The organism is Kitasatospora sp. NBC_01266 (assembly GCF_036242395.1).
Classification (GTDB): Bacteria; Actinomycetota; Actinomycetes; order Streptomycetales; family Streptomycetaceae; genus Kitasatospora.
Genome location: NZ_CP108458.1, coordinates 229820 through 251767, shown reverse-complemented (window position 1 = coordinate 251767; position 21948 = coordinate 229820). Strand labels below are relative to the sequence as shown.

General features: G+C 71.1%; 15 protein-coding genes. 4 read left to right on the top strand and 11 right to left on the bottom strand.

Annotated elements, in window-relative coordinates; all coding sequences use genetic code 11:
* Positions 1-56 precede the first annotated feature (56 nt).
* The 4 genes from OG403_RS01175 (at position 57) to OG403_RS01160 (ending at position 2795) form a co-directional block, all read left to right on the top strand.
* On the top strand, positions 57-245 hold the full coding sequence (locus tag OG403_RS01175) for a hypothetical protein (protein WP_329560617.1): 189 nt from the start codon (positions 57-59) through the stop codon (positions 243-245).
* Positions 242-1441, top strand: coding sequence for an enoyl-[acyl-carrier-protein] reductase FabV (locus OG403_RS01170; protein WP_329560616.1), 1200 nt, complete (start codon positions 242-244; stop codon positions 1439-1441). Before OG403_RS01175 ends, OG403_RS01170 begins: the two co-directional genes overlap by 4 nt.
* Before the next feature lie 143 nt (positions 1442-1584).
* The gene (locus OG403_RS01165; RefSeq protein ID WP_329572720.1) at positions 1585-1743 is read left to right on the top strand and encodes a hypothetical protein; all 159 of its coding nucleotides are present in this window, start codon (positions 1585-1587) and stop codon (positions 1741-1743) included.
* Positions 1686-2795, top strand: a complete 1110-nt coding sequence (locus OG403_RS01160) for an MAB_1171c family putative transporter (RefSeq protein ID WP_329572041.1) — start codon at positions 1686-1688, stop codon at positions 2793-2795. The genes OG403_RS01165 and OG403_RS01160 overlap by 58 nt, the downstream gene beginning before the upstream one ends.
* 38 nt (positions 2796-2833) lie before the next feature.
* On the opposite strand, the gene OG403_RS01155 is transcribed toward OG403_RS01160, so the two are convergent.
* The 11 genes from OG403_RS01155 to OG403_RS01105 form a co-directional block, all read right to left on the bottom strand.
* Complete coding sequence (locus OG403_RS01155; RefSeq protein WP_329560614.1) at positions 2834-5212, bottom strand: amino acid adenylation domain-containing protein; 2379 nt, start codon at positions 5210-5212, stop codon at positions 2834-2836.
* Positions 5212-8223 (bottom strand): type I polyketide synthase, encoded by a 3012-nt coding sequence (locus OG403_RS01150; protein ID WP_329560612.1) that lies wholly within the window; start codon positions 8221-8223, stop codon positions 5212-5214. The genes OG403_RS01155 and OG403_RS01150 overlap by 1 nt, the downstream gene beginning before the upstream one ends.
* Positions 8220-11687: a non-ribosomal peptide synthetase gene (locus OG403_RS01145; protein WP_329560611.1), complete on the bottom strand. Its 3468-nt coding sequence runs from the start codon at positions 11685-11687 to the stop codon at positions 8220-8222. Before OG403_RS01145 ends, OG403_RS01150 begins: the two co-directional genes overlap by 4 nt.
* A 1-nt stretch (position 11688) precedes the next feature.
* Entirely contained in the window at positions 11689-12978 is a 1290-nt protein-coding gene (locus tag OG403_RS01140) for an MFS transporter (protein ID WP_329560610.1), read from the bottom strand.
* Between the two features lie 144 nt (positions 12979-13122).
* Complete coding sequence (locus tag OG403_RS01135; protein ID WP_329560608.1) at positions 13123-14781, bottom strand: condensation domain-containing protein; 1659 nt, start codon at positions 14779-14781, stop codon at positions 13123-13125.
* Between the two features lie 246 nt (positions 14782-15027).
* Positions 15028-16305, bottom strand: coding sequence for an iron-containing alcohol dehydrogenase (locus OG403_RS01130; protein ID WP_329560607.1), 1278 nt, complete (start codon positions 16303-16305; stop codon positions 15028-15030).
* The gene (locus tag OG403_RS01125) at positions 16302-17177 is read right to left on the bottom strand and encodes a TauD/TfdA family dioxygenase (RefSeq protein ID WP_329560605.1); all 876 of its coding nucleotides are present in this window, start codon (positions 17175-17177) and stop codon (positions 16302-16304) included. Before OG403_RS01125 ends, OG403_RS01130 begins: the two co-directional genes overlap by 4 nt.
* A gap of 98 nt (positions 17178-17275) precedes the next feature.
* A complete protein-coding gene (locus OG403_RS01120) occupies positions 17276-18760 on the bottom strand; it encodes a GMC family oxidoreductase (RefSeq protein ID WP_329560603.1) in 1485 nt (494 codons plus the stop codon).
* A complete protein-coding gene (locus tag OG403_RS01115) occupies positions 18757-19458 on the bottom strand; it encodes a TauD/TfdA family dioxygenase (protein ID WP_329560602.1) in 702 nt (233 codons plus the stop codon). Before OG403_RS01115 ends, OG403_RS01120 begins: the two co-directional genes overlap by 4 nt.
* Before the next feature lie 29 nt (positions 19459-19487).
* Positions 19488-20417 (bottom strand): phosphoenolpyruvate mutase, encoded by a 930-nt coding sequence (gene aepX, locus OG403_RS01110; protein WP_329560601.1) that lies wholly within the window; start codon positions 20415-20417, stop codon positions 19488-19490.
* Positions 20414-21610, bottom strand: coding sequence for a glycosyltransferase (locus OG403_RS01105; RefSeq protein WP_329560599.1), 1197 nt, complete (start codon positions 21608-21610; stop codon positions 20414-20416). The genes aepX and OG403_RS01105 overlap by 4 nt, the downstream gene beginning before the upstream one ends.
* Positions 21611-21948 lie beyond the last annotated feature (338 nt).

Sequence of the window (21948 nt, the reverse complement as noted above, 5' to 3'; positions counted from 1 at the left end):
TCCACCGGAGCCCGGGCCGGCTCCGGTCGGATAGCCGACGAAGGGCACCCGCGGCAATGACAACTCCTACAAGCACGACGGGCATCCTCCGTAACCCTCTGGCACAGGCGGCGGCCACCGGCGCCGATACGCTCCCGGAATACGGCATCCCGGACGAGGAAGCCGGCCACCTGAACACCACCGCCGGCCCGCACCAGCTCCTCGCCCGGCTCGGCCACCCCACCGGAGAGGGCACCACCGAGTGAGCAAGCAGCAGATCACGCCGAAGCAGCGCGGCTACCTGATCGTCAACTCCCACCCCACCGGATGCGAAACCACCGTCGAACGACTGTGGCAGTCCATCGAACCCGCCCGCCCCGCGGGCCGCGCCCCGGTCGCCCTGGTGCTGGGCACCAGCGCCGGCTACGGCCAGTCCATCCTGCTCGCCGGGCTGCGCCGGCACGGCATCCGCGGCGTCGGCGTCGCCTACGAGAACGCCGGCACCGAACGGCGCACCGCCACCGCCGGCTGGTACCGCACCGCCGCCACCGCCCAACTCCTCGAGGACACCGGCGCCGACTTCACCTTCGTCAACGCCGACGCCTACGCCGACCCCACCCGCACCCGGGTGCTGGAGCTGCTGGCCGAGAAGTACGGTCCGGTGGACTACCTGATCTACTCCCTGGCCTCCCCGCGCCGCACCGACCCGGCCACGGGGGAGGTCCACCACTCGGTGATCAAGCCGCTCGGCGAGGCCTACTCCTCCCCGTCACTGCTCTTCGACGAGGGCACCGCCACCGTCGGAACCGTCGAACTCGCCCCCGCCGACGAGCAGGAGCAGGCCGCGACCGTGAAGGTGATGGGCGGCGAGGACTGGGCACTGTGGTGCCGCGCCCTGGCCGACGCCGGTCTGCTGGCCGAGGACTTCACCACCCTCGCGCTGTCCTACGTCGGCTCCGACATCACCGCCCCGGTGTACCGGCGCGGCACCATCGGCACCGCCAAGGAACACCTGGAGGCCACCGCACACGACCTCAACGCCGGCCTGCTGACCGGACGGGGCCGGGCCTTCACCGTGGTCGCCGGCGCCGCCGTCACCCAGGCCTCCACCGCCATCCCCTCCATCGCCCTCTACACCTCCCTGCTGCGCAACGTCCTGGGCGCGGAAGGCTGGCGCACCACCGCCGACCAGGCCGTGGACCTGTGGCAGCAGATCACCGGCGCCCAGCCGCTCAACCTGGACGACGAGGGCCGCATCCGGCTCGACGACTGGGAGATGGCGCAAGCGGCACAGGACGGCGTCCGCAAGCTGTGGGAGGACCCCGCCACCGCGCTGGCCGCCGACCCGGCCGGGCCGACGTGGTTCTACCGCCAGTTCCGCGAGCTGTACGGCTGGGACGTGCCGGGGGTGGAGTACGGCGCGCCGGTGGAGACGGCCGTGCCCTGGCCGGGAACTGACTGATCGCAGGCCGTCCGGTCGGCCGCACCGTGGTCGCTGAGCTGCCGGCGGACGACCCGGCGCCCGACCGGCACGCGGTCCGCGCGCCGCCCGGCGACCAGCCTTGCCCATCCGACATGCCGGCTGAGTGGCCGGCAAGGAGACTGATGTACACGATCTACCAGTTCACCCTCCCAGCCTTGCTGTGGACGCTGGTGATCTGGCGGGCGCCCGCCGCGCTCAGTGGCTCGCGCCCGTCACGCCTCCTGTGGGGGTTCCTGACCGCGATGGCCGTCTCGCTCACGACCAGGCCGTCGGCCGTGTAGCACCTCATCCGGATCTGCACCGGATCACCGGACCTGTCCGTCCTCGTCAAGCACGTCGCCGGGCTGGCATCGAGCTACTTCATCTTGGAGTACGTGATCGCGGTCCACGGCCGCGGCACACAGTGGCGTTCGGGCTGCGGATCGCGCTGGCGGTGGCCGCCGCGCTGGGCCTGACCGTGCTGTTCGTCTTCTGCTTCAAGCACGATCCGAACGGTCCGGCGAGCCGCGTGACCGATGCCCACCTCGGGGACCCGGCGGTGCGGCTGTACGAGGGCATCGTCTACGCCTACCTCGGCAGCTCGACCGTACTGTCGGCGAAGCTGTTCTGGTCCAACCGACGCAGCGTTCCGCCGGGCCCGCTGCGAGCCGGTGTGCTCTGCCTGGCCGGCGGATCCGGCCTGGGCTTCGTCTACACGGTCTACCGGGTGATCTTCCTCGCCCAGCAGCGAAGCCAGGCCCAGGTGCCGGGACCCGGAACGTTCGATCCCATCTCCGAGGCCCTCCCGGCGATCGCCATCCTGCTCGTCGTCGCGGGTCTGGCGCTGCCCCCGGTGGGGACGCTGGCCCGCTACGCCAGGGACCAGTACGCGCTGTGGCGGCTGTACCCGCTCTGGTCCGGCCTGATCGAGGCCGAGCCCACCGTGGCATTCGGGCCGCGGATCAGCCGGATCCGCGACCTCCTGACCCTCGGCGACCGGTCCCTCGACCTGGCTCACCGCGCTTTCGAGATCCGGGACGCCTCGCTCGTGCTGCGCGATCTGGGCGTGACAGCGCCCTCGGCCGCCGGGTGGCCTGCGACGGAGAGAGCGGCCGGCGGCGAGACGGAACGGGCCCGCGCGGAGGCGGCATGGCTGTTCTCCGTCCTGCACGGGAGTGGGCATTCAGGCGGTGGCCCGGCCACGCCCCCGCCCCCGCCGGATGCCAGGACGCCCGCGGAGGAGGTTTCCTGGCTGTTCAAGGTCGCGGCCGCCTACGACTCTCTGCGAGTCGGAGGTCGTGGCCTGCCTCAGGCGTACTCGCCGGTCCGTGAGGATGCCGGACGGGCCGCCTGACGACGGCTCGGTGCCTCACGGCCGGACTCGGATCCTCCTCAGTCCGGGCGCCGCGCCCGACGCCGGCTCTCGCCCCGGCCACTGCCCGCGCGCGGCGGATCGGGCAGCGCCGCGCGGTCGCACTTGCCGTTCGGCGTCACCGGCAGTTCGGCGAGGGGGACGATGACCGCCGGCACCGAGGCCGCGGGCAGTCGGCCCGCGAGATGGGCACGAAGTCCGGCAACCGACTCCGGAGCGAGTTCGGGGGCCACGTACAACGCGAGTCGTACCGACCCGGGGGCGCCCTCCCTGACCACTGCCGCCGCATTCTCCACAGCGGCGTACTCACTGGCGCACGACTCGATCTCACCGAGCTCGATCCGGACTCCGTTGAGCTTCACCTGGTGGTCGAGGCGGCCGTGGTACCGCAGCACTCCTTCCGCATCCCGGCGTACCAGGTCGCCGGTGCGGTACAGCCGCACACCGGGCGCGCAGGGGTCCTCGACGAACGCGGCGCCGGTCAGGTCCTCCCGGCCCAGGTAGCCGCGGGCAAGGCAGGGTCCGCCGAGATGGAGCTCGCCGATCCCACCGTCCGTCACCGGCCGGCCCCGCGCGTCCCGCACGGCGGTCAGCACGCCGCTGATGGGCGTGCCGATCGGCACCGAGGTTTCGTTCTCGGGCCGTCGGCAGGTCCACGCCGTCACGTCGATCGAGGCCTCGGTCGGGCCGTAGAGATTGTGCAGTTCGGCCGCGTGCGATGCGGTGAAGCGGTTGGCGACGGCCGGGCTCAGGGCCTCGCCGCTGCAGATCACCTGGCGCAGCGAAGGACAGCTGTGCGGTTCGACGGCGGCGAGGTAGAGCGCGAGCATCGACGGGACGAAGTGGGTGACGGTCACCTGCTCGGAGCGGATGACCTCGGCCAGGTACTCGGGGTCCCGATGCCCTTCGGGCCGTGCCATCACCAGACGTGCCCCGGCCATCAGTGGCCAGAGGAACTCCCAGACCGAGACATCGAACGTGTACGGCGTCTTCTGGAGCACCGAGTCGCCGACCCCGATCCCGAAGCGCTCCTGCATCCAGCGCAGACGGTTCACCAGGCCGCGGTGCGGCACCGCGACGCCCTTGGGCCAGCCGGTCGACCCCGACGTGTAGAGCACGTAGGCCAGGTCGTCGGCGACCGGCGAGCCGGGCCCGCGACCCTCGGCGCGGACCGGCACCGCCGCACGGCCGTCGGGTCCGGACCCGTCGAGGCCGAGCAGCGGAGCCCGGGTCGACCGGTCGAGGGCTGCCAGGCCGCGCGCGTCCCCCAGCACGACGCGGGGCGCCGCCTCATCGAGGATCCGTTCCAGACGCGCGCTCGGCCAGCTCGGATCGAGCGGAAGGTACGCTCCGTCGGCCAACAGCACGGCCACGATCGCCACGCACAGGGACACCGACCGTTCCGCGCAGATCGCGACGATCTCCTCCCGGCCCACGCCGCGCCCCCGCAGGGCCATGGAGAGGCGCAGCGCGCGTCGGTGAAGTTCGGCGTAGCTGATCGTCTCCCGCTCGTCGGTCACCGCGTCCGCGTCCGGCGTCCGCGAGAACGCCTCGAGCAGCAGGTCCGACACACGGGTGTGGTCGTCCGCTCGGGCCTGGGGACCGAACCAGTACCCGGGATCGGGAGCACCGGGATCGGACACCGCCTTCTCCCGCAGGCACTCGATCACCGCCATGGCCTCCGGCTGCCCCAGCAGGCCTCCGCTGCGCCCCGGCAGGCGCTCCAGGCGGATCGGCGCTGTCGGCCACCGAGGGTGCGGGAAGCGCTGCCCGTCGTCCGCCAGCAGCACGCCCGCCGGGAGTACGTTCGGCGGTACGCCCCCCTCCTCGGCTGCCGCGAGGAACGCGAACCATTCACGGTGGCGCTCCGCCATGATCTCCAGGCAGAGTTCGATCTCCTCGGCTTCGAGCCCCTCCGCCCGCAGGTTCCGCTCGACCTGCCCGCGCAGCGCGGAGACGATGGAGGCCACGTCGAGCGGGCCCTGATATCCGCCCGGTCCCGCGCCGCTCAACGCCTCCACGTCCTGCCGGACGAGCCCCGGTGTCGGCCAGCTCGGCTCCACGAGGATGACGGGCGGTCGGCGTAGACCGCGGCGCTCCAGGCCGGCGGCGAGGTGCAGGGCGAGTCCGGCGGCACTGCAGTAGCCGAAGATGACTCCGGGTTCGCAGTCGGAGTCGATCACTTGAGCCACGCAGTGGGCGGCGGCCGTTTCGAGCCCGGACCCGGCGCGGGTGACCGCCGCGACGGCATCGATGCGGCGTAGCGGCCGGTCCGGGTGGGCGGCGGCCAAGGCCGCGGAGAGCGTGACATTGGTCGAGAACTCCTTGAAGTCGACGACGAGCGCGGGGCCGGGCCCGTCGACGACGACGCTGAGCACATTCTCCGGATTGTCATTCATCAGCTTCCACCGGTGTTCGTGGTCGGCCCGGATTCCCGGCCCGCTGTCGTGGGAACGGCCGCCTGGAGGCCGCGCAACAGCTCGACCTGGGCGGCAAAGGTCCTGCGGTTCAGGATCTGATCGAGCGTCGGCCGCAGGTCGAGCCCGCGCCGGATGGTCGCGAGCAGCCGCACGGCGAGCAGCGAGTCTCCGCCGAGCGCGAAGAAGTCGGCGTCCGGCTCGTCCACGGTGACGGCGAGGAGCGTGTGCCAGGTGGCGCGAAGCAGCGATTCGATCTCGTCCTCGGCCGCGTCCTCGGCCGCGTTCCTGGCCGTGTCCTCGGCCGCGGCGCCGGCCTGCGGGGTCGGCCTGGCGGCCCCCGTCGGGTCCGCGGCCGAGGGACGGTCCGTCAGGCGCCCTTCGTCGTGCGTGTCCTGCGGCCAGTGCCTGCGCCTGTCGAAGGGGTAGAGCGGCAGCGGGATCCGCCGGCCGGCGCCGAAGGCGGACCAGTCCACCTCGACCCCGGTGGCCCACGCGGAACCCACCGCCTGCAACAGGCTCACCGCGGCGCTCGCGTCGGCCTCGGCAGCAGGCAGCGCGGACAGGAACCGATCACTCGCGGCCGGGTCGATCTCCTGGGCGAGCCGACCCAGCGATCGGCCCGGGCCCACCTCGATCAGGACCGGACGCCGCGCGGCGAGCACCGTGGCGAGACCGTCGGCGAACCGGACCGGGCTGAGCAGGTGCTCCACCCAGTACCGCGCCGAGTACTCCCGCACAGGCTCTCCGGTGAGGTTGGAGATCACCCGCGTGCTCGGCCGTCGGTAGTGGACCGCCTCCGCGACGGTGCGGAACGCGTCGACGGCGGGTGCCATCATCGCGGAGTGGAACGCATGCGAAACGCGCAGGCGGCGCGTACTGACACCGCGTGCGGCGGCGTCCTCGGCGAAGGCCCCGACCTGCGGTGTCGGCCCGGCCACGACACAGGAGCGCGGTCCGTTCACCGCCGCGATCTGCAGACCCCGCGGCAGCAGGGCGGTGGTCTCGGCCTCTCCGGCGAACACGGCGAGCATCGATCCGCCCGGCAACGCGTCCATCAGCCGACCGCGTGCCTCGACCAGGCGCAGGGCTTCGGCGAGGGTGAACGCCCCGGCGACACAGGCGGCGGTGATCTCGCCGACGCTGTGTCCCAGCAGGAGCCGCGGACGCATTCCCCAGAATTCGAGCTGGCCGCACACCGAGTACTCAAGTGCGAACAGCGCCGGCTGCGCGAGCCGGGTCCGGTTCAGTGACGCCCGGTCCTCCTCGTTCGTGCTGCGCCGGAGCATCAGTGTTCTCAGGGTCGACGCGAGCGAAGGGTCGAAGCCGGACATGCACTCGTCGAACCGCTCGCGGAACACCGGAAACGCCTCGTAGAGGTCTTCGGCCATTCCCGGATGCTGCGTCCCCTGGCCGGGGAAGAGGAACCCCAGCGTGCCGCGCGCGTACTTGCGCGCGACGGCCGCACGCAGCAGAGCGGGCAGGTCGTGCGCCGAGCCCGCCACCGCGATCCGCCAGGGCTGCGCCGCGCGTCCCACGCGCAGCGTGTGGGCCGCATCGGCGAGGTTCACCCCGGTGCCCGCCAACTGCTTGGCCAACGCATCGCGCAGCTCGGCAACCGCGGTCTCGCCGGCCCCGGAGAGCGGGATGAGGGCCGGGACCTCGAGGGCGCGCTCGTCCCGGGGCCGGAGCCGGGGCTGGGGCCGGGCGTCAGCCGGTGCCTGCTCGAGGATGACGTGCGCGTTGGTGCCCCCCATGCCGGACGCGCTGACCGCCGCGCGGCGGGGTGCCACCGCCACCGGCCACTCCGTGGTGCCGCGCGCGGGGACGAACGGGGTCTCGCCCCAGGCGATCGCCCGGTGCGGGACCTCGCAGTGCAGAGAGCGCGGAATCACGCCTTCGCGCACCGCGAGCACGGCCTTGATGAGCCCGGTGACGCCGGCGGCGGCGTCGAGGTGGCCGACGTTCGACTTGACGCTGCCGAGCGCGCAGTACTCGCGCAAGTCGGTGTGCACACCGAAGGCTTCGGTGAGCGCCTGCACTTCGATCCCGTCGCCCATCTCGGTTCCGGTTCCGTGGGCTTCGACGTAGCCGATCGTCGCCGGGTCCACCTCGGCCGCGTCAAGGGCTCGGAGGATGACGTCACGTTGGCCGTGCGGGCTCGGTGCGGTATAGCCCGCCTTGCGCGAACCGTCGTTGTTCACGGCTGAACCGCGGATGACCGCGTGCACCGTGTCCCCGTCGGCGAGCGCCTCGTCCAGCCGCTTGAGCACGACCACGGCGGCGCCCGACCCGGGAACGGTGCCGTGCGCGTCATCGGCGAACGGACGGCACCGCCCGTCGGGCGAGAGGATTCCGTGCGGGCTGTACCGGTAGCCCTCGATCTGCGGGAACTGGATGGAGGCACCACCGGCGAGCGCGAGATCGCAGTCGCCCAGGCGCAGGCTCGACGCGGCGAGGTGCACGGCGACCAGCGAGGTGGAGCAGGCCGTCTGCACGGCCACGGCGGGACCGGTGAGCCCCAGCTTGTAGGCGATCCGGGTCGCCGCGTGGTCCTTCGCGTTGCTCAGCGCCAGTCGCAGAGCGTCTTCGGAGGTCAGCACACCGCTCGCTGCCAGCAGGCCCAGGTAGCTGTTCTCCCCGGTCCCGACGAAGACGCCGGTCCGGTGGTCTCCGGCGCCGTACCCCGCATGCTCCGCCGCGTGCCAGGCGCACTCCAGGAGCACCCGCTGCTGGGGATCGGTGAGCATCGCCTCACCCGCCGAGTATCCGAAGAACTCCGCGTCGAAGCAGTCCGCGTCCGCCACGACCCCGCGCGCCGCCACATAGTCCGCCTGCGCGTGTTCCGGTTCGGGCACGCCGGCCTCGGTGAGCTCCCCGGGGGTGAACCGGCTGATCGATTCCCGTCCTTCGAGAAGATTCGCCCAGAACGTGTCCACGTCGGGCGCTCCGGGGAACCGGCCCGCGAAGCCGATGACCGCGATCCGCGTCACGCCCCCACCGCCGACCGTGTGTTGAGGAACGCCGCCAGTTCGGCGACGGTCGTGTGGGCGAACAGATCGACCAGCTTGATCTCGCAGCCGGGATACGCCGTCCGCAACCGCTCCCGCACGACCGGAACGAGCAGCGAGGTGCCGCCCACCTCGAAGAACCGGTCGTCGTACCCGAAGTCGTCGGTGTCCAGAACCTCTTCCCAGATCTGCGCGATCCGGTCTTCCAGCTCCTCGAGCCGGCTCTCGGTGGCGGGCTCCGCTGCCACCTGGTTCGCGCTGCCCGACGCGTCGGCGGTAACGCTCGACGCGGCAGCGGTACTGCTCGACGCGTCAGCGGTACTGAGTGCCGCGGCGACCAGTGCCGCGCCGTCCACTTTGCCCTGCCGGGTGAGCGGCAGTTCACCCACCAGGGCCCAGAGCGCTGGAATCGCATGCTCCGGAAGCAGCTCCGCCGCGGCGGCACGCACCGATGCCGCGGTCACGCCCCGTCCGGCCACGAGTCCGGCCACGATCCGCCGGTCGGCGGCGTCGTCGCCGACCGCCACGGCGACTGCGTCGGTGATGCCGGGGAGGGTCCTGAGCGCTCGGCCGACGGCGTCGAGCTCGATGCGGAAGCCTCTGATCTTCACCTGGTGATCGCGGCGCCCGAGGATGCGCAGCTCACCGTTCCCGTCCCAGCGCGCCAGGTCGCCGGTCCGGTAGTAGCGCACGCCGTCCGGGGCGAGGACGAAACGGCGGGCGGTGTCCTGCGGATCACCGGCGTAGTCGACCGCCAAGCCGAGCCCGCTGGTGAGCAGCTCTCCGACGGCGCCGCGCACGACTGGCCGGCCGTCGTCGTCGGCGACCAGGACGCCGGTGCCGGCGATCGGCCGGCCGATCGGCAGCACGGTGCCGACCTCGGTCGCGTCGTCGATGTGGTGGACCGTGGTGAAGGTCGTGTTCTCCGTGGGACCGTACCCGTTGGTCACCCGGATGCCCGGGCAGCGTTCGAGCACGGCGCGAACCTGGGCCGGCGGAACCGTGTCCCCGCCGGTGAGCAGTTGCCGCACCGGGCGGAACGCGCCGGGCAGGTGGTCGGCGACGAGTCGGAACAGGCCCGCGGTGAGCCAGAGTCCGGTGACCGAGTAGCGCTCGAGGAACGCGGCGAGCGCGGCCGCGGTGGGGTGTTGATCCGGCAGCACCACGATCGCCCCGCCCTGGGCCAGCGGCGCGAAGATCTCAAGGGTCGAGGCATCGAAGGAGAGCGGCGCGAAGCGCAGGAACCGGCGGGCCGCGTCCGCGGCGACGATGCCGGACCCGTCGACCAGGCGCAGCACGCCCCGCTGCGCGATCCGTACCGCCTTCGGCGTCCCCGAGGTGCCCGAGGTGAAGGCGATGTACGCGATCCGCTCCGGATCCGGCTCGGCCGGTGGCGGCAGCACGCCGCTCCCGGACGCCCGGCTCCGAGTATCGCTTCGAGGATCAAGAGGATCAACGGGGCCGACGACGCGCGGGGCGTCGGCGAGACCTGCCAGCTCAGCCGCGCGGTCCGGGTCGGCCACGATGAGGACCGGCTCGGCGATGCGCAGCATCCGCTCCACGACGGATGCCGGCAGACCGGGTTCGAGGCCGACATACGCCGCGCCGCACCGCAGGATCGCGAGGATCGCCACGGTCTCGCGGGCGGAGCGGGGAACCGCGACCAGGACGCGGTCGCCGGTCCGTACCCCAGCCGCGTGGAGGCGAGCGGCCTGCTCCTCGGCCGCTTCCAGCAGTTCGCGATAGGTCAGTGTGCCGACGCCCGCCTCGTCGACCGCCTCGGCGTCGAGGTGGCGCCGCGCGCTCCGCTCGAACAGGTGCCACAGCCCTGGCGGCGAGGTCCACGACGGCACGGGGCCGACCTCGGGGCCGGAGTCCGTGGGGAGCGGCGCGAGCTCGACGCCGCCTTCGGGGTCCCGCGTCATCGCGGTGAGCACGCGGGAGAAGTCCGCGACCAGTTCGGCCGCTTCCCGGGCGGAGTACACGGAGGAGCTGTACTCCAGACACAGCCGCGCAGTCCGCTCCCAGCGCTGGACGTAGAGCAAGGCGTCGAAGACGGATCCGCCGCAGTGGCCCTCATGCAGGCGCACCTCGAGGCCGGGCACCGACAGAGCGTGCGGAATCATCTCGTCGTGTGCCGCGAAGGCGGATTGCACGAGGGTGGGACGTCGTGGATCGCGGTCCACGACGAGACCGGACACGAGCCGGGCGAAAGGAACCTCCGCGCTGCGGAGCGCGTCCTGCACCCGGCCGGCGGTGGATTCCAGCAACTCCCGTACAGTGCGAACGCCCTGGGTGTCATGGACCACGGGCAGCAGCGCGGTCGCGAGCCCGACGGCTTCTCGCGACCGAGGGGTATCGCGCCCCATCCAGGACAGGCCGACGAGGAACCGGGTCGAGCCCGTGCGCCGCGCCAGCACCAGGTTCCAGGCGGCGAACAGCACGGTGTTCCGGGTCACGCCGCAGCTGCGCGCCAGCAACTCGCAGGCGGCGCGCGCGGACGAGTCCAGCGCGAACGGTATCCGCACTCCGACGTGGTCGAACTCCGCAGGTCGGGGAGTGTCGCAGACCGGTTCGAGCACGGTCGGGGTGCCGGCCAGCTCGGCGACTCGCGCTCGCACGACGGCCTCCTGAGGCTCGCCGAACCGCGGGATCCGCGGGTGCGGATGAACCGCGCCAGGGTCGACGTACGCGGCGAACACCTCGCGCCAGAGCAGGCCGATGCTCCAGCCGTCGGTGATGACGTGATGGATCCGGATGGTGAGGATGTGGCGGGCCGCAGCCGCGCGGTAGACGGAGAAGACCACGGGAGGGGCCACGAACGGCGCGAGCCGGGCGTTGGCGTCCCGACTCGTCATCGCGTGCACGGTGTCGATGACAGCCGCGGGTTCGAGCGGGGGCAGGTTCCCGGAGAGGATCCGTGCCCGCATCCGCCGGATCACCCGAGCCCGCAGGCCGTCGTCACCGGATTCGAACACGGTCCGCAGCGCGTCGTGCCGGTCGACCACGTCCTGGATCGCGCGTTCCAGCCTGCCCTGGTCGAGTTCGCCTCGGATGTCCGCGCTGAACTGCAGGTTCCAGGCGCGCGAAGTACCCGTCTCCTCACCGAGGAGCATGTGCAGCTCGAGCGCGGACGCGGGCCTCGACCCGGTGCGGGTCGCCGCCACGCAGCCGGCTTCGGGGTCCGTCACCGGGCGGACGCGAACCGCGGTTGCGAGCACCTCGGCCAGCGGCTCGCGCCCCAGCAGCCGGGGCAGGTCCAGTCCGAATCCCGCCGCCTGCGCGCGGGCGGCCAGATCAACGGCACGCAGCGAGGTTCCGCCCAGGGCGGCGAAGGACGAGCCGGCAAGCGCGTGCGGCGGTACCCCGAGCACGGTGCCCGCCAGCTCCGCCAGCTCCGCCAGCTCCGCCGGTGCCCGCTCCGTGCGGTGCCCGTCTTCCGTCATCTCAGCTCGCCTCCATGGACGGGGCCGCGGTTGTCTCTGCTGCCGGCCGGGCGTCTTCGCTCTCGTCCTCGTCCTCGTCCTCGTCGGGGATCCTGGTGCGTTCCGCCCACGAGATCACCGGACCGTTCAAGGCCGTGCAGACGATGAAGAGCAGCGCGAGGACGAACCAGCCGCCCGGGACGAAGCGCGAGGTGAGGGACGTGACGACAACCGGACCGATCACCGTCGGGGCGGAGCCGGCGAGGATGAACATCCCGCCGTACGCCCCTTGGGCCTTGGCCTGGGCGAAGCCGTAGCGAAAGCTCCAGTTGGCGCTCTCTCCCCATAGCTCGCCAAGGGTGAGCAGGGCGACCGTTACCAGGAGCAGGCCGCTGCCGAGCAGGCCGCCGCGGCCGTCGGTGGCCGCCGCCGCGCAGCAGGCCGCCGCGAGGACGATGAACGCCCAGCGCTGGATCTTGCGGGCGGAGGCGACGGTGCTCCCCAGCGAGGAGAACTTCACCTGGAGCCCGATGACCAGGACCGTGTTGGCGAGGATCGCCCACGCGGCGAGCGGTCGCGGTATGCCGGTGTGTGTGACGACCCAGATCGGCAGTCCCACCGTGAGCACCGTGTCGCCGATCAGGGTCATGCTGCTCACGAAGGAGACGGCCATGTAGGGGAAGTCGTACCGGGTGCGCCCGCTCCGCGCGCCCTTGCCGGCCGGGTCGGCCACGGTCCGCGGCAGACGGAAGCTGAGCAGCGCGGTGAGCAAGGCCGCCAAGGCCATGCCGAGGATCAGCGACGCGTAGGCGGCGCGGGTGTTGAAGGCGATCGCGACGCCGGCGACCACGACGCCGATCGAGAAACCCACGTTCGTCAGCACACGTGTCATGGCCTGCGTGCGCACCCGGCCCGACTTCGGCACGAGACGCGCGACCAGCGCGCCGCGGGCGACCCTGCTGCCGTTCTCCGCGATGCCCAAGCACACGATCACGATCAGGAAGGCCGCCGTCCCGTGGATGAGTACGGCGGTGATGAGCAGTGCGACTCGGGCGAACGCGAAGGCGATGCCGACATCGCGCGGGCCCAGGCGGTCGGCGAGTCTCCCCATCCGGACGCTCAGAGCCAGCCCGGCGAGCCCTGCCAGTGAGAAGCCCAGACCGACGCGTTCGGCGGGGATACCGGCCGCACGTACGAAGTACAGCGCGCTGCCCGCCGTATAGAGCCCGTAACCGGTCATCTGGATAAGCGAGTTGGTCTGAATGATGCGGACCGGATCGGCGGAGAACGGGGTGCCCAGGATCTTCGCCACCGCTCCAAGAGGGCCGCTTCGCCCCTCGCCGGACTCGCTCTCCGTGCCCGGAGATGCGTCCATAACTGTCCACCCCTCGTCAACGATCCGCTGTCGTGCGCGGGCAGGTCCCGGCCCCGACGGCCCTGCCCTCCTCCCCAGAACTCACGCTTCCTCGGCGAACCAGTCGTCCGGGCCGCTCATCGCGGACAACGCCTGCCCCACGGTGGCGGCGGGTTCACCGGGAAGCATCCGCAGCGCGATCGCCAGATCGTCGCCGAGCTGCCGCCGGCGTTGCTCGCTGAGCCAGCCGGCTTCCAGCCCGACTGTCGCCACGGCCGCCGCCGACGGGTACAGGACGCAGGTGATCCCGTGCCGGGAGAAGCCCCTGGTCCACGGAAGCGACTGCGTCCGGAGGCCGTCGAAGGGTTCGTCACCGTCATCCGCCTGGCTCGACACGGTCGCCACGAACGCCCCCGAGTGCCGCCGGACAACCTCGCTCTTCAGGGGATCGAGCTCACGAATGAGGCTGTTGCGGCCGTAGGTGCCGTAGTCCTGCGCGCTGATCACGAACGAGCTGACCTGGCCGGCCAACTCGCCGAGGGTGGCCCGCGGGTCGAGCTCGACGGGGATGACGATCGAGTTCGAGACCCAGCCCACCAGCCGCTCGAGCGCCGGATCCCGCCGCAGCGCGACCGACGCGATGATCCCGATGTGGGTCCGACCGCTGTGCCGCCCCAGCGCCATGGCCATGGCCGCACAGAAGACCGCATAAGGCGTGGCGCCGGGCAGCGCGGCGGACGGCGCGTAGACGGCCGGGGGGACGGGAACGCGAATCTCGTCCTGCCCTTCGGCCGGCGGCCGGTCACCGCGCGGGGCACCGAGGAAGTCGACCTCCGGATCGGGACCGACCTCCTTGAGCGCGTCGTGCCAGAACGCCCGGGCGGCAGCGGCCTCGTCGGACCGCTGCCACGCGAGCCTGTCCGCGTGGAAGCGCTCGTACGTCAGGTCACCGCGCAGCGGCTCGTCCAGTCCCTTCAGCGCGGCGTTGTACTGGATGGCCAGGTCATCGACCAGCACCGCGAAAGACCAGCTGTCGGAGACCATGTGGTCGACCCAGATGATCAGAATGTGATCGTCCTCGGAGAGCGGATAGAGGTCGAATCCGCACAGCGGAAGCCTGGCCAGGCGATCTCGCCGGACCCGGTGGGCCTGGTCGAAGGCCTTCCACGCGTACTCGATGGCGTTCGTCTCGTGGATCCGGAGCCACACGTCCTCGTCGGAGATCCAGATGACGTAGTCGTCGTCCTGCGAGCCCACGCCGAACCTGGCCCGCAGTGCCGCATGATGACGACCCACCCTGGTGACCGCCGTGCCGAGCGCGTCGGTGTCCAACGTGCCGGTGAACCGCAGGGTCTCCACCACCGCATGCCCGTTGTCGGTCACTCCGGACTTCTTCGACCAGGCCTCCCGCCGCAGGTAGATCTCCTGGGCCGGCAGTACGGGCAGGGTGCGCGGCTCGGCCTGCTCGGCCTGCTCGGCCTGCTCGGCCTGACCGGCGTTGACGTGGACCGCGGAGACCGGGCGCTGCGGCATCGAGGCCAGCAGGGAACTCAGGCCGCGCAGCGTCCGGTTCGCGACGAACTGCCGCAGCGTGAGCGACTGGCCGGTGCGGGCCTGAATCGCGGCACACACCCGCGCCGCCCCCAGGGAGTCGCCGCCCAGCTCGAAGAAGTCCGCATCCGGATCAACCTGCTCGACCTTCAGGACCCTGCTCCAGGCAGCCGCCACAACGCGGCCGACCTCGAGGCTCGTGTCGCTCACCGGCCATCACCTCCACCTCTCGCCTTGCCCGGGAAAACGCGTCGCCGCAACGAAGAATCCAAGAACCGAGTGCCAATGGAGGCGCTACAGCCCGCCTCCATCCACCCGAAGCCACGAATGGCGACCACACACCCGCAGACGCTAACCACGCCCACTCGGGACGGACAGGGATTCCCCCGAGCCGGCCCGGACTGTGTCAACTCGGTCGGGTACGGACCCAGCCCACCGTCACCACGGCGGCCCATATCAGAGCCGGTCGCGCAGGGCGGTGAGGGCGGCGTCCGGCGGGAGGCGGACGGGGAGGTTGCCGGCTCGGACCGACCCGAGACCGTCACCGACGATGGCGGCGGTGTCGGCTCCCGTCACCCCGTACATACCCAACCGCGTGGCGAAGCCGGCAGCTGCAACCAGGCTTTCCAGCGCGTGCGCGCTCTCCTTCGGGTGCTCCACTCCGAGCAGCGAAGCGATCTCGTCGAGCCGGGCGGTGACGAACTCCGCCCCTCGTGGGTCGACGCAGTCGGTCTCCACCAGCGACGCCACATGGTCCAGCAGCCAGATCAGGTGCAGGCCGCAGGCCAGGCCGTGTGGGACACCGAAGCGGACCGTGGTCGGATAGGCGAACGCGTGGGCGGCCGTTGTCCGGGTCACGTCGATGGCCCGGCCCGCGCGGATCGCGGACAGCGCGATGTGGACGCGGGCCGCGGAGTCCAGTCGCCGGCGGCCCCCGGCGGCGATCTGCCGCAGAGTGACCAGCGCCTCGCCGGCCAGTGCCCGGGAGTCGGCGGTGGACCGCAACGACCAGTAGGACTCGACAGCGTGCGCCAGCGCGTCGAGAACGCAGCTGAAGGCCACAGCGGGTGGACAGGTCGCGGCCAGATCGGGGTCCACGATCGAAACCGTGGAGAGCACCCGTGCGTGGTCCACGGAGTACTTCCGGCCGTCGTCGTAGACCGTCGCGAACCGGGTGACCTCGCTGCCCGATCCGCTGACGGTCGGCACGAGCACCAGCGCCGGCGCGTCCGTGCGCAGCAGGCCGACGTCGCTGTGCAGTACCGCGTGCCGACCCGCGTCGCCGGGCGGCAGTACGCGTGCCAGCTTGGCCGCGTCCATGGCGGATCCGCCGCCGACGCCGACCACGACGTCGGGCTGGTAGCGGGCGACGAGGTCGCAGCCGTCCAGCACGTCCTGCAGTCGCGGGTTCGGGCTGAAGCCGTTGAACCTGCGCGTCCCCGCAGGCAGGAAGCGCTCGATCCCCGACCGCCGCACCGCCGCGTCACTGCCCACCAGGAGTACCCGGCCGGTCCCGTGGGTGGCGACGATCCCGGCCACTTCGGGCAGCCTGCCGGTGCCGAAGACCTGTGGCGCGGCGCCGCTCAGCTCGGGCCGTGCCTGCTCGGCCTCCGCCGCGGATCGGCACAACCGCGTCGTGCGGTACCCGGTGGCGGTCCCGAGCTGCTCCCGGTCGAGAGCGCCGGCAAGGGCCGGCCGGCCGCCGGTCGATTCGTCACGCGCGGCCGGGATCACGCACTGCTCCGCTCGCCGCGGTCGTCGGGCTGGATCCACGTCCTCAGCAGCAGGCGGCGCCGGTGCTGGTCGTCCTCGAAGGTCGTGCGGCCGTGCAGCAGCCGCAGGTTGTCGAAGATGGCGGCCTCACCGGCTTCCAGGCGGATCGTCAGCCGGAGGTCGTCCGCCCCCAGGGCGGCGTCGAGCGCGTCGAGCGCGGCACGATCCGCGCTCGCCAGTGGTGGTGCGTGCTGGTGCTCGTGGCCCAGCTCGACATATTCACGGAGGTACGTGACACCGGTCGTTCCCCCGGCGTCGAACAGGATCGCCTTCTCTGTCGTCGGGGCTTCGGTCGGATCCTGGTCACCCCTGCGATCGAAGTGGAAAGGCCTGCGCAGGCGCGCCCGTTCCGCGGCGGTGAGGCGCGGCTCGAGCTGCGCGAGGTGGACCAGGTTGAGCTCGCCCCCGACGGGCGCCTGCCGGACGCACAGTAGCGCGAACCGGCCGGGCACCGGCTGGGGCAGCTCCGCGCCGTCGGTGTGCAGGCTCCCGCCGAACCGGGAGTCGGCGTACCGAGCACGGGTGCCTTCGCCGATCTTCGTCCCGCGATCCTCGACGCGCCGGACGACGGTACCTTCGCGATCCTGTTCGATCAGGCGCCCGAACAGGGCTGACAGCGCGGTGAGAGCGTCCCCCAACTGGTCCGGAGGCAGGATGCCGAGGCCGCGGACCCGGACGTACCCGGGAAAGCTCTCCAGGGCAGCCTCGGCGGTCCGGCACAGGTCGGCCGCCTCGCTGATCTGCCGCTCGCCTTTGGCGGCCAGCGCCCGCACGGTGTCCGGCGGCAGTGTGATGATGAGGGACCCATTGTGATCGCGGTCGGCTTCCCGCATGCCCATCCTGGACACCCTTCTCTCGGCCTCGGAAATTGATGCCGCACCGGCAGACCCACCAGGGCGCCCGCCGTGACGGTCACTGCGCTGAACAGCGGTCAGTCGCCGCTGAGGATCAGGTCGGCGGCTCGCCACGCCACCATCTGGGTGCTGGCGTCCGGCCCGGTCCCGACGGGGAAGGGGAAAACCGAGGCATCCGCGACACGCAGCCCATGAACGCCGCGCACGCGAAGACATGGGTCGACCACGGACTCGTCATCGCTGCCCATCCGGCAGGTGCCCATCGGATGATGCTGGCCGGTGACTGATCGACGCACGAACCCGGCAAGCTCGTCGTCGCTCACCAGGCTGCCACCCGGCTGGGCCTCCACCGGGCGGACCGACGAGAAGCTCTCGACCCTCCCGAGCTCGCGGGCCAGTCGCACGCCCTGGACCAGCGCGTCCAGGTCGGCCTTGTCGGTGAGATACCCGGTATCGATAACCGGCCGGGCGTGCCCGCCACCCGGCGCCAGCCGAACGGTCCCCCTGCTGGCCGGCCGCACCAGGGCGCAGAGAATCGTGAAGCTGCTGTCGCCGGCGTCGTGCTCCGCCGAGTGGCGGCGCCGGTTCAGCCAGAGCTGAAGGTCCGAGCCGCTCACCTGGCCGCCCGACCGCGCGAAGGCCGCCACGGCCGTCGGCCCCGCAGGTACACCCTCATCGGCGGTGAACACCGCTCCGGTCACCAGGTGGTCGGAGAGGTTCCTGCCCACCCCGGGTACCGCGGACACGGCCGGGATACCGAGCAGGGAAAGCTCGTCCGGCGCCCCGATGCCAGAACGGAGCAGAAGCTGGGGTGAGTTGAGAGCCCCGCAGCAGACGATCACCTCACGCTCCGCCGTGAGACGGACAGTCTCCCGACCGCGTCGGCATTCGACACCGAAGGCCCTGTCGCCGTCGAACAGTACCCGCAGCGCCGTGCACTCGTCGTTCATGTCAACCTGCGAGGTGGCGAGCGCCGGCAGCAAGAAGGCCTCATGCGCGCCGCGGCGGCGGCCCGATCGCATGGTCAGTCTCGTCCAGCCGGCCCCGTCGAGGACTCCGTCGTCGAAGGTCCCGCGGGCCGCCAGACCATGCCGGGCGCATGCCGCCAGGAACGCCTCGTGCCAGAGCGTCCGTTCCGGTCCCGGCAGCGTGGCGGCGAGCTGTCCCGGCTCGGCCTCGAGTTCCTCGAATGCCCGGACGGCTCGATCCCATCCCCACTGCTCGCCCGCGGCTCGCGCCCAGGCGTCGAAGTCCGTTCTGGCGCCCCGGATGTACACCATGCCGTTCACGCTGCTGGATCCGCCCCAGAGCTTCCCGCGCGGGAAGACGTGGGTGCGGCCGTCGGTCTCGGCCTGCGGGAGGGAGTCGTAGTTCCAGTCGTGCCGCGTCCGGCGGAATCGTCCGTAGGCGAGCGGGTCGGCGACCAGCTCGGCGTCGCCCCGGTCACCCGCCTCGATGACGGCCACCGAATGCCCGGCACGTCCCAGGCGGTAGGACAGGACTGATCCCGCCGACCCGCTTCCGACGACGATGTAGTCGTACGATCCGGACGAGCGGCTCATGACGCGATCATCACCCTCGACATCTCACGGGGACCCGCGTAAGCGGCCCGCCCGTGGAGCCAGATGTCGTTGCGCAACGCATAACCCGTTCCCGGCCGCAGGGTGAACGTCAGGGCGACGTCGCTAAGGGCGGACTCCAGCGACGGCAGGGCGCGGGCCGCGGCGCAGGAGAAGTGCACAAAGGGGTCGAACCGGAGCCGCACTTCCGTCACGATGCCGTCCTCGACCTTGAACACCGGACTGACGAACTGATCGCCGCCGGTCCGGAAGATCACCGCCTCCGGATCGCACAGCGCCCTCAGGGCGCCCGCGTCCCGCTCGCCCAAGTGCCGTACGACGTCCGACGCGCGCACGACCACCGCCTCGCCGCCCTCGGCCCCCGCGTCCTGGCACCACAGCAGCAGGACGCGGGGAGGTTCCGCAATCGCGGGGCGGTCGGTATGGGGGAGGAGCTCCGCTGTCGTGAGCCCGATGTCACGCGCCGGATCGCGTCCAGGGGTCTCCCGGATCGGCGTGACGCCCCGGTCATCGCTGTCCCGGTGCATCATGACGGTGCCGTACTGCTGCGCGATGTCGACAACCGCCCCCTCGTCCGGACAGGCGAACGTGGCGAAGCCGTCGGCTCGCATGGCCTCTCTCAGCCCGCCGACCGTAAGCGTTCCCATGAACTCAGGCAGGTCCCCCGACAAAGCTTTCATCTGTCTCGCCCTTCGCTGGTTTCCGCTACCTAGGTCGTGAGCCGGCCGGCACGATCGACGGGCAAGGGCGGATCAAAGTGGAGGATGTCTTCCAGTCCGGCGCAGAACTCCTCGGCCTCCAAGGCGCGCCCGTGTCGCAGGATCGTCTCGCAGACCTCCTGCATGGCCTTCAGGGACGCGCGAAGCATGTGGTTCGCGTAGATGACGACGTTGACGCCGGCTTCGGCCAGCTCATCGACGCGCAGCCCGGGGTAGGCCGTCGGGACCGCGATCAGCGGCACCTCGGGGTGCCGGTCGCGGAACCGCGACGTGAACTCGAGTACTTCCGCACCGTCGTGCCTGCGACTGTGGATCATGATCCCGTCCGAGCCGGCATCCAGATAGGCATCGGCGCGCATGAGCGCGTCGTCGATGCCATGGCCGAGGATCAGGCTCTCCAGCCGCGCGAAAATCTGGAAGTCGTCGGTGGCCTGAGCGGCTTTGCCGGCGCCGATCTTCTCGCAGAACTCGCCGACGTCGGCGAGCCGCTGACGGCTCGACGCGCCGAGGAGAGAATTCTGCTTGAGACCGCTCTTGTCCTCGATTATCAATGCCGAGACACCGTGCCGTTCGATGTCGCGCACCCACAACTCGAAATGCTCTCTCGGACCGCCGGTGTCGGCGTCCATCATCAGTGGCTTCGAGGTCACCGAGAACGCATCGTCGATGCCGGCCAGGCGGGCTCGCGGAGACAGGACCTCGATGTCCGGCAGTCCGCGCGAGCTCGAATCAGTGAGTGAACTCGACCAGAACGCATCGAACTCAACCGGCTGCCCGTTCCCGTCGATCACGCATGCGTTCTCCGCGATCATCGCGGAGATCGGGTTGTGGGTCTCCATGACGCGTATGCACTGCTCCCCGCGCAGTAGGCCCTTGAGCAGACCGCGCCTCTGGTCGTTTGTTATCGACCGAGTAATCAATTGCCAACCCCTCCGGCGGCGCGCTCGTAGAGCGCGGTCAGCATGTCTGTTGCATGACGCCAGGTGAATTCTCGGACAGCCGCCGGGCCGAGCATGCCGCGCGCATGTTTCCAGTCCTCGGCGCACGCCTCACGCAGCAGATCGGCCAGTGCGTCGACATCTCCGGTCCGATAGCTCGCGCCAGGACCGCTCGCGGCAAGCTCCGCTGTCCCGCACCGATCGCTCGTAATGACGGGCGTGCCGCAGGCCATGGCCTCTATGCCGGCCATCGGAAAGGGATCGTCTTCGCTCGGAATTACCACTGCATCCACGGCATTCATGACCTCGGCGACGCGTCCGGGATCGCGCGTCGCCGCGTGGAACCTGATGCGTCCCAGCCCCAGGGCTGCAGCGAGCTCCTCCAGTTTCCCGCGCTCTGGTCCGTCTCCCATGATCAGGACATCCGGGCGGAGGTGAACGGGAATGGCGGCCACCGCCCGCAGGAGGTCACCGACGCGCTTGTACTGGACGAGCCGCCCGAGATACGCGGCACACGGCCGCAGTGGATCCATGCCCAGTCGGCTCAGTACCGCCGAGCGGTCGACGCTGGTCGGCCTGAAGATCTCCGGGTCGTATCCAGGCGGCACCAGCGCAATCGCCGACGGTGCCCGGCCGGTATGGTCGGCCAGTTCGTCCCGGCTCGCGGCGCTGACGGCGGCCAGGACGCCGGCTCCGTCCAGCGCCCGCTGCCGCAGCGCTTGCAGGTGGCCGTTCATCGGACGCATGAACTCGCTTCCGTGGGACACCACGACCGAAGGCCAGCGGGCGGCCTCGGCGACGACCATGGCGAGCAGAAACGCGTGATTGACGTGTATCACATCCGGCCTGAACTCCGCTGCCACGTCATTGACGGCCGTCCTTGCGACGGCCAGATAACTGGCAATCTCGCCCGGGGTCAGGTCGTCGTACGTGAGAGTGCTCTCACGGTGCCCGGAGAAGCTGGGGAACGGAGTCGCGAACGTCCACCGGCCGACATGCCCGGGCGTGCCGATCCAGTTGAGCCGGACGCCCTCAGGAACGTCGTAGGGAGAGTGCGCCGGTGTCAGCAGGGCTGTTTCGTGGCCGTGCCGGGCCAGCATCCCTGCCACCTGCGCGGCGTAGATGCCGCTTCCCGAGCCATAGGCGGGGACGTGGCTCAGCGCAAGGATTCTCATAGGTTTCCTTGTAGTCCAGCTCCGGAGAAGACGGAAAATTCAATCCTTGAATTCGAAAGCCGAACTCAAGCGCTTCACCTGCCCTCTTCATGATTCAAACCGCGTAGCGTCCGGTTTCGCGACGAACTGCCTTGGCATCAGCAGTCGGCCGGTGCGGGCCAGAATATCTGCCACCCGAATTCGGCAGCGCTGACCGCCCGGCCTAAAAGATGCTAACTACGCCCACTGAGGGCCGACAGGTAACGCCCGGAGCCAGCCCGCACTACGTCAACTCGGATGGGTGCGGATCCAGTCCACCTTTGGTCAGGTACTGGGCGGCGGCTGGTGTGCGGTGAAGT

Coding starts and splice junctions, on each gene's coding strand:
- OG403_RS01175 (WP_329560617.1), top strand. CDS start 57: ATGACAACTCCTACAAGCACGACGGGCATCCTCCGTAACCCTCTGGCA.
- OG403_RS01165 (WP_329572720.1), top strand. CDS start 1,585: ATGTACACGATCTACCAGTTCACCCTCCCAGCCTTGCTGTGGACGCTG.
- OG403_RS01155 (WP_329560614.1), bottom strand. CDS start 5,212: ATGAATGACAATCCGGAGAATGTGCTCAGCGTCGTCGTCGACGGGCCC.
- OG403_RS01145 (WP_329560611.1), bottom strand. CDS start 11,687: ATGACGGAAGACGGGCACCGCACGGAGCGGGCACCGGCGGAGCTGGCG.
- OG403_RS01125 (WP_329560605.1), bottom strand. CDS start 17,177: ATGCGGGAAGCCGACCGCGATCACAATGGGTCCCTCATCATCACACTG.
- OG403_RS01120 (WP_329560603.1), bottom strand. CDS start 18,760: ATGAGCCGCTCGTCCGGATCGTACGACTACATCGTCGTCGGAAGCGGG.
- OG403_RS01115 (WP_329560602.1), bottom strand. CDS start 19,458: ATGAAAGCTTTGTCGGGGGACCTGCCTGAGTTCATGGGAACGCTTACG.
- OG403_RS01105 (WP_329560599.1), bottom strand. CDS start 21,610: ATGAGAATCCTTGCGCTGAGCCACGTCCCCGCCTATGGCTCGGGAAGC.